Raw genomic sequence first — 7,457 nt, 5'->3', positions numbered from 1 at the left:
AGCAGAGATGGCGCCCGCAGGGCCGGGGGCAGAGCCGCCGAGAAGTAGGATGGGGATGGGGCCTCCAAGTGAGCCGCCGGGTTCGGTATCGATCACCGAGGGGCACGTCGGGCGTCGAGATTGAACCATCGGAGAGCCGTGCATCGTCCATCGTCGATGCATCGGCAGGTTCGCGATGACCGCGTGCCGGGCAGGGAGCGCCCCGCCGTTTGATTTGCCGATCGACGAAATCCATCCGGACTTCCCGTTCAGTCGGGAGTCGCTACCGGCTGTTGCCCCAGACACTGCCAGAGCGCCCTCCGGGCATCGCCGGGAAGGGGATCAGATGAACCAAGGCGGCGCCCCCCCCCCCATGCCCGGCCGAGGTGCCGCTCATCTCAGCGCGCGCCCGATGCTTCCCAGGAAACTTGAGGGGGCGGGAGGCGACCTTCATCGATCTCTGTCAGGCGATCTGCAAGCGCCGACATCCGCGATGCTGATCGGGATCAACGCCTTGGACTGCGCGATGATGGGCGCCACGCTACGCATCGAGATTCTCACGATTTGCCCGGCACTATCGCAGGTGATCCGCCCCACAGTTCCTCGCGGCTTCGTTCGCGCGTGGTCGTGGCGATCGGCGAAGGCTTTCGAACCTCGCCGCCGTACTTCAGGCTGTGTTTCGGCGTGCAAGTTTGGCTCTGACTCATTTTCGATGCAGTTTGGTAGCTGAGTGGCGCTGGTTCACCAAGGGGATCAGCATCATGGCTCCAGGCATGCGTATCGGATCGCCGCGACCCTGCTGCGCATGGTGAAGCAGGCGGGGCGGCGGGTGGAAGGCGGGGTGGAGATTCCCTTCGCCATATCGCGCCAGGAACTCGCCGAGATGACCGCGACCACGCTCTTCACGGTCAATCGCACGCTCGCCGCATGGGAACAGGAGGGCATCGTCAGCGGCAAGCGGTCGAGCCATCTGGTGATCGCCAAGCCGCACCGGCTGGTGCAGATCGCGGAACAGGCCTGATCGCGCGTCGCGCGTTTGCGCCGGCGCAAACTCGTTGCCCCGACCACAGCCTAGCATGTGCCGTCGAGGCGCGTGATGGAGGTGGCGAGATGTCTTCCGCTCGGTTGGACGGGATGATGGTGGCGGAGGTGATGGAGCGATGGCCGGTCAGCATCGGCGTGTTCAACAGACGCCGCATGGCCTGCCCGGGCTGCGTCATGGCGCCATTCATGACGGTTGCGGAGGCCGCGATCTCCTACGGTCTGTCGCCTGAGGAACTGGAGGCTGATCTGGTCGAGGCGATGGAGGATCGCGCGGCGGGTGCAGGTCGCGAGGAGCCGGGCCGATGACCCACACCGTTCAGACGGGTGCGGTGTCGCCGGACGCCGACCGGCGCCTGCCGCCTCCGGTGTTCTGCCTCGGCTTCCGACCGTTCTTCCTGCTGGGTGCCATTTGGGCATTGGTCGCCATCGCCCTGTGGCTCGCCGCGCTGTCCGGCGCATTAGCCATCGGTGGCCCCTACGGTGCGCTGGGGTGGCACGCGCACGAGATGATCTATGGCTTCGCGGCGGCCATCCTCGCGGGATTCCTCCTGACGGCGGTGCCCGGCTGGACGATGCAGCCCAAACTCGGCGCCGGCGGCCTCGCGGCGCTAGCCGCGCTCTGGGTCGCCGGACGCTTCGTCATGGCCTCCGCGGACATCGTGGGCGTTCCCGCCGCGGCGGCGATCGACCTGCTGTTCCTCGTTTTGGTGCTGGCGCGAACGGCATCGCAGATCGTGGCCAGCCGAAACTGGCGCAGCCTGCCCATCGCTGCGGCTCCGGCGGTGCTCCTGGGCGGCAATCTGCTGTTCCACCTGGGGGCGGCCGGCTTCGTTCAGACCTCCGGCCTCGAGAATCGCCTCGGCATTGCCGTCTATGTGTTCCTGGTGGCGACGATCGGCGGGCGTATCATCCCGACCTTCACGCGCAACTGGCTGAAGAAGCGCGCGGCCGCGGGGACCATGCCGCCCGATGCGTCTCGGTTTGATGTCGGGGTCGTGCTGGTCACGCTCGCGACGCTGGTTCTTTGGGTGTCGTCGCCAGAGGGCCCGATCCTCGCGGCGACCGCGACTGTCGCTGCCTCCGGCCATCTTGCCCGCCTGCTGCGCTGGAAGGGCTTGCGGACCGGCAGCGAGCCGCTCGTGTGGATCCTGCATGTCGCCTACGCCTGGATGCCCGTCTCATTCTGTCTCGTCGCGGCCGCCGCATACGACCCGGTCACGGTGCCGGGGAGCGCGGTCGTGCACGCCCTGACGGCGGGCGTCATCACGACCATGATGTTCGCGATCATGACGCGGGCAACGCTCGGTCATACGGGGAGGCCGCTCATCGCCGACAGATGGACGACCGCCGCGTATGTGATGATCGTCGGTGCTGCAGTGTGCCGAGTTTCCGCCGCACTGCTCGACTCGCTCTATATGCATCTTCTGACGTGTTCTGGCCTACTGTGGGTGAGCGCGTTCTTCATCTATCTGGCATCTTATGGGCCGAAGCTCCTCGGAGAACCGTGGGCCGTGTCCGCCGCCGGTGCTCCCGCCGCCGCACCGCCGAGCTGATTCCCGCGGAAACGAAGATCGTGCATGGCGGCGTTCCACGGCAGAATTGTGCCGACGCCGCCGCCAAGCGCACCATCTCCGCCGACTCCAGGCAGAAGACCCTGCTCGGCGAAGTCCTATCCAACGCTATTGGACGCATCGCAAGGACACGCCGGTGTGCTGCAGGTTCAATCGGCGCAGATCTAGAGCAGATCACGACCTGACGGAATCGCGTCCGGGATTCCCTTCTGAGTCGTTTCGTGATTCAGAGTGGAGGCTGGTGAAGGAGGCCAGCTTCCATGACGAAGCCTCTCTCCCTGGATCTGAGACAGCGGGTGATCGCGGCGATCAAGGCCGGCATGAGCTGCCGGTCGGCGGCCGAACGGTTCGGGATCGCGCCGTCGGCGGCGGTGAAGTGGCGGCGCCTGTGGCTGGAGACCGGCTCGGTCGCACCCCGGAGGCAGGGCGGGGACACGCGGTCGGGGCGGATCGAAGCGCACGGCCCGGCGATCCTGGCGATGGTGGGCGAGACGCCGGACATCACGCTGGTCGAACTCGTCGAACGGCTGGAGCAGGAGCGTGGCGAGCGCTTCGCGCCATCGACCATTCATCGCTATTTTCGCCGCCACGGCTGGTCGTTCAAAAAAAGTCCGCCCACGCCAGCGAGCAGGACCGCGAGGATGTCGCCGCGGCGCGCGCGGCCTGGTTCGAGGGGCAGCCGGATCTGGATCCGGAGCGGCTGATCTTCATCGACGAGACCTGGCTCAACACCAAGATGGCTCGGCTGCGGGGCCGCGCTCCCAAAGGCGAACGCCTGCGCGCCGGCGTCCCGCACGGGCACTGGCGCACCACCACCTTCGTCGCCGGGCTCAGGCTCTCCGGCATCGACGCCCCGATGCTGATCGACGGCGCGATCGACGGCGAGAGCTTCCTCGCGTATGTCAGACAGGTGCTGGTCCCGACGCTCCGCGCGGGCGACGTCGTGATCATGGACAACCTCGGCAGCCACAAGAATGTCGCCGTGCGCGAGGCCATCGAGGCGGCGGGCGCCGAGCTTCGCTTCCTCCCGCCCTACAGCCCCGACTTCAACCCGATCGAGAACGCCTTCGCGAAGCTCAAGGCACTCCTCCGCAAGGTTGCCGCGCGAACCCGCGACGCGCTCTGGAACGCTGTCGCTACCGCCATCGGGGCCTTCACGCCCGCGGAGTGTGCGAACTACTTCACAGCCACCGGATATGAGCCCGAGTGGTGAGAATTTGCTCTAGGGGAGGTTTACATGCCGGAAATATGCTCGCGCTGGATGGACAACTTCGAGGTCGGCATCGACGATCTCGATGCGGATCACCGGCACATGTACCTCCAGATCAATACGATCTGCGAAGCCACCGCTGCAGGCGATATGGACGTGGTCGCCCGCCAACTTTCCGCGTTCGTTGAATTCGCTGCAGCGCACATCGAGCGGGAGACCCGGGTTTTGACCGCGCTCGACCCGGGACGCGTCTTTGCCGGCACAGCCCTTGATCGGCTGAAGCCGATCTCCGACCTCGCCGGGCGATTCACCCGCGGCGAACAGGATGTCGCCCAAATCCCGGCCGAACTGGTGGACTGGTTGGGCAGGCAGACGATCGATCACGACGCTGCCATCCGAGCGCGCTTCCATCGACGTTCGTCGACGGCATGCCTTCGGTTGCCCGTTCGCTATGTATCGGCTGTAGGCGCGCGCGAAGCGAAGGGCGCACATCATGACGGCGCTCAACGATCCTGGACTGAAACCGAAACGGTGATGCTTGCAGGTTCATCGGTCGCAACCGTCCCCGACCGCCCTCTCAGATCATATGGTCGTCGATGAGAGGTGTCGCCTTCGCGAAACGCTCGAGTTCCGCCTGACCCTGGATAGTCACCCGCGCTGCATCGATGGTGACGCCGTAGCCCTGGAGGCTCTTGAAGGCGCGGCTCAGATTCTCTGGGGTCATGCCGAGAAGAGAGGCGAGACGCTTCTTGTCGAAGGGAAGGTCGAAGACCGGTCGACCCCCGGTCCGCCGCTGCTCTCGGAGCAGGTAGTTCGCGAGGCGTTCGAGCGAAGTCCTTAGTTTAAGTTCCTTGGCGGTCTTCACGACCCTCCTGTAGCTGTCTGCGAGTTCTCCGACGATGGCGCGGGCGAACGCGCCATCGAGGTCGAATACCGCGCGCACGTCCCGGCTCGGGATCAGGACGATACGGCTCTTCTCTATCGTGCGGGCCGACATGAGATACGGCGCGTCCCGGATCGTCGCTGCCAGAATGAATGTCGATATCGGGCGAACCGTCGCCATGCTGGTCTCGCGTCGGTTCCACGCGGCGTAGAGTTCCACTGAGCCGGACAGCACGATCTGCAGAAAATCGCTCGGATCGCCCTCCGAGATCAGCTCGACCTGCGGCGGGAAATTCTGCACGTACGAACCACGCATGAGCTGGTCGAAACGAGCGTCCTCCATCTCGGAGAACAGGGCGAGGCTACGGATATCCGAGAAGTAGGAATCGGCCATGGGCTCTCAGAGCGGGTTTGGTGCGTCATCCGAATCTTTCGCACATGACAATTATCAAGTCATCGACCGAAAATTGCCGGATCAAAAATTGCCCTGCCGCGCCGGTGTCGTGATGATTGTCGGGGGCAAGCTTATTTCGAGAGCTGTCCTGCAGGATCTTGATCTGAATCAAGTCGTGTCGCGCGGCGATGAAGCACGTCTAGGAGCGAGCCCCGAGGGGCTGGGACGAACTTCGCCGGAGCCGAGTAATGTCCGTCCAAACCGCAGCTTTGCGCGCGGATCAGAACCGCGCACTCGCGCTGAGCACCGTCGCGTTCACCGCATGTTTCGCAGTCTGGACGATCTTCTCGATCATCGGTGTGGCCATCAAGGTCGAACTTGCGCTCAGTGAGTCGCAGTTCGGGATTCTGGTCGCCACCCCCATCCTCACCGGCTCGGTCACCCGGCTTTTCCTGGGCGTCTGGACCGAGAAGTACGGCGGACGCTTAGTCTTCTCCGCGCAGATGATCCTAACCGCGATCGCTACATGGCTGCTGACGCTGGCGGACAGCTACGTCATGTACCTGATCGCCGCCCTGGGCATCGGGCTAGCAGGTGGATCCTTCATCATCGGCGTCGCCTACGTGTCGCGCTGGTACGAGGCCGGTCGGCAGGGGACGGCGCTCGGCATTTTCGGGGCGGGCAACGTCGGCGCGGCAGTCACCAAGTTCCTCGCACCCTTCGTCATGGTTGCCTACGGTTGGCACGGCGTCGCCTACGTCTGGGCCGCGGGTCTCGTGGTCATGGCCGCGCTCTTCCTGATCTTCGCCAAGGATGAACCCGAGTTGGTCGAACGGCGACGGAAGGGCATCAAAGCGCCTTCGCTCGCCGAACAATTCGCGCCGCTGAAGAAGCTCCAGGTCTGGCGCTTCTCGCTCTACTATTTTTTCGTCTTTGGCGCGTTCGTGGCGCTCGCGCTCTGGATGCCGCACTACCTGATCGACGTCTACGGCGTCGACGTGAAGACGGCCGGCATGGCCGCGGCGTCCTTCAGCCTTTCAGCTAGTCTCTTCCGAGCGTACGGCGGACACCTCTCGGACAAGTTCGGCGCGCGCGCGATCATGTACTGGACCTTCGGCTTCAGTCTGATCTTCCTGTTCATGCTGTCCTATCCTCCGACCGATTACGTCATCCAGGGCAAGGACGGGCCGATCTCTTTCTCCACCTCGATGAGCTTTTGGCCATTTGTCGCGACGCTCTTCGCACTCGGCTTCTTCATGAGCCTCGGTAAGGCCGCGGTCTACAAGCACATTCCCGTCTACTACCCCAAGCACGTCGGTGCGGTCGGCGGTCTGGTTGGCATGATCGGCGGCCTCGGCGGTTTCGTCCTGCCGATCGCCTTCGGCATGCTCCTCGATCTCACGGGCATCTATACGTCCTGCTTCGCGCTCCTCTTCGTGTTCGTCGCGATCGCATTGTCGTGGATGCACCTGTCGATCCGCGCGATGGAGCGAAAGGCCCACGGCGAGACGCTCGACCAACTGCCGGCCCTGCCGGAGATGCAGGAAATCCACCACCCCGTGCGCACGGCCATGCCGCGAGTCGTCACGGATTGGCGTCCCGAAGACGCCGAGTTTTGGCGGGAGAAGGGGCGTGGGGTGGCGCGCCGCAATCTCTGGATCTCCATCCCGGCGCTGCTCCTGGCCTTTTCGGTCTGGATGGTATGGTCGATGGTGGTGGCGCAGCTGCCCGCGATCGGCTTCACATTCTCAACGGGCCAGCTCTTCTGGTTGGCGGCATTGCCGGGGCTGTCCGGGGCGACGCTCCGCATCTTCTACAGCTTCATGGTGCCGATCTTCGGCGGAAGGCTATGGACGACCCTCTCCACCGCGTCGCTCCTGGTGCCGGCCGTCGGCATCGGCTACGCCGTGCAGAACCCCGAGACGCCCTACCTGATTTTCCTGACACTCGCTCTGCTCTGCGGACTCGGTGGCGGCAACTTTGCCTCCTCGATGGCCAACATCTCCTACTTCTTCCCGAAGGCCGAGAAGGGCAACGCTCTCGCGCTGAATGCCGGGCTCGGCAACCTCGGGGTCTCGGTCATGCAGTTCCTCGTGCCGCTCGTCGTCACGGCGGGCGTCTTCGGGGCGATGGGGGGCGCCCCGCAGGTGCTTCCCGAGGGCGGTCGGCTCTGGCTTCAGAACGCGGGCTTCGTCTGGGTGCCGTTCATCCTGGTCGCCACGGCCGCGGCTTGGCTCGGCATGAACGATATCGCCGATGCGCGCGCCAGCTTCCGCGAGCAAGCGATCATCTTCAGCCGCAAGCACAACTGGCTGATGTGCATCCTCTACACGGGCACCTTCGGCAGCTTCATCGGGTATTCGGCGGGCTTTCCGCT

8 protein-coding genes are annotated in these 7,457 nt (G+C 64.7%); 7 read left to right on the top strand and 1 reads right to left on the bottom strand.

The features are described 5' to 3' along the window. Nucleotides 1-472: 472 nt before the first annotated feature. From ABIE65_RS27630 to ABIE65_RS27605, 6 genes are all read left to right on the top strand, one after another. Complete coding sequence (locus tag ABIE65_RS27630; protein ID WP_354081974.1) at nt 473-709, top strand: hypothetical protein; 237 nt, start codon at nt 473-475, stop codon at nt 707-709. Beyond that, the gene (locus ABIE65_RS27625) at nt 710-1,000 is read left to right on the top strand and encodes a helix-turn-helix domain-containing protein (RefSeq protein ID WP_354081973.1); all 291 of its coding nucleotides are present in this window, start codon (nt 710-712) and stop codon (nt 998-1,000) included. Nucleotides 1,001-1,089: 89 nt separating this feature from the next. Beyond that, nucleotides 1,090-1,329 carry a hypothetical protein gene (locus ABIE65_RS27620; RefSeq protein WP_354081972.1) on the top strand — a complete coding sequence of 80 codons (240 nt, stop codon included), beginning with the start codon at nt 1,090-1,092 and terminating at the stop codon, nt 1,327-1,329. Continuing rightward, a complete protein-coding gene (locus ABIE65_RS27615) occupies nt 1,326-2,576 on the top strand; it encodes an NnrS family protein (protein ID WP_354081971.1) in 1,251 nt (416 codons plus the stop codon). The genes ABIE65_RS27620 and ABIE65_RS27615 overlap by 4 nt, the downstream gene beginning before the upstream one ends. 278 nt (nt 2,577-2,854) lie before the next feature. Continuing rightward, a protein-coding gene (locus tag ABIE65_RS27610; RefSeq protein WP_354081970.1) for an IS630 family transposase occupies nt 2,855-3,807 on the top strand; the annotation gives its coding sequence in 2 pieces (ribosomal slippage) (nt 2,855-3,185 and nt 3,185-3,807; 954 coding nt in all). Between the two features lie 24 nt (nt 3,808-3,831). Beyond that, nucleotides 3,832-4,404 (top strand): hypothetical protein, encoded by a 573-nt coding sequence (locus ABIE65_RS27605; RefSeq protein WP_354081969.1) that lies wholly within the window; start codon nt 3,832-3,834, stop codon nt 4,402-4,404. Here ABIE65_RS27605 and ABIE65_RS27600 read toward each other — a convergent pair. After that, nucleotides 4,382-5,080, bottom strand: a complete 699-nt coding sequence (locus ABIE65_RS27600; protein ID WP_354081968.1) for a helix-turn-helix domain-containing protein — start codon at nt 5,078-5,080, stop codon at nt 4,382-4,384. The genes ABIE65_RS27605 and ABIE65_RS27600 overlap by 23 nt on opposite strands. Nucleotides 5,081-5,328: 248 nt before the next feature. On the opposite strand from ABIE65_RS27600, the gene ABIE65_RS27595 reads away from it, so the two are divergent. After that, nucleotides 5,329-7,457 (top strand): nitrate/nitrite transporter (locus tag ABIE65_RS27595; RefSeq protein ID WP_354081967.1); only part of this gene is annotated, 2,129 nt, incomplete at its 3' end.

The sequence above is a fragment of the Constrictibacter sp. MBR-5 genome, assembly GCF_040549485.1.
Classification (GTDB): Bacteria; Pseudomonadota; Alphaproteobacteria; order JAJUGE01; family JAJUGE01; genus Constrictibacter.
The sequence above is the reverse complement of the archived record's forward strand: the minus strand, read 5'-3'. Positions and strand labels throughout refer to the sequence as shown.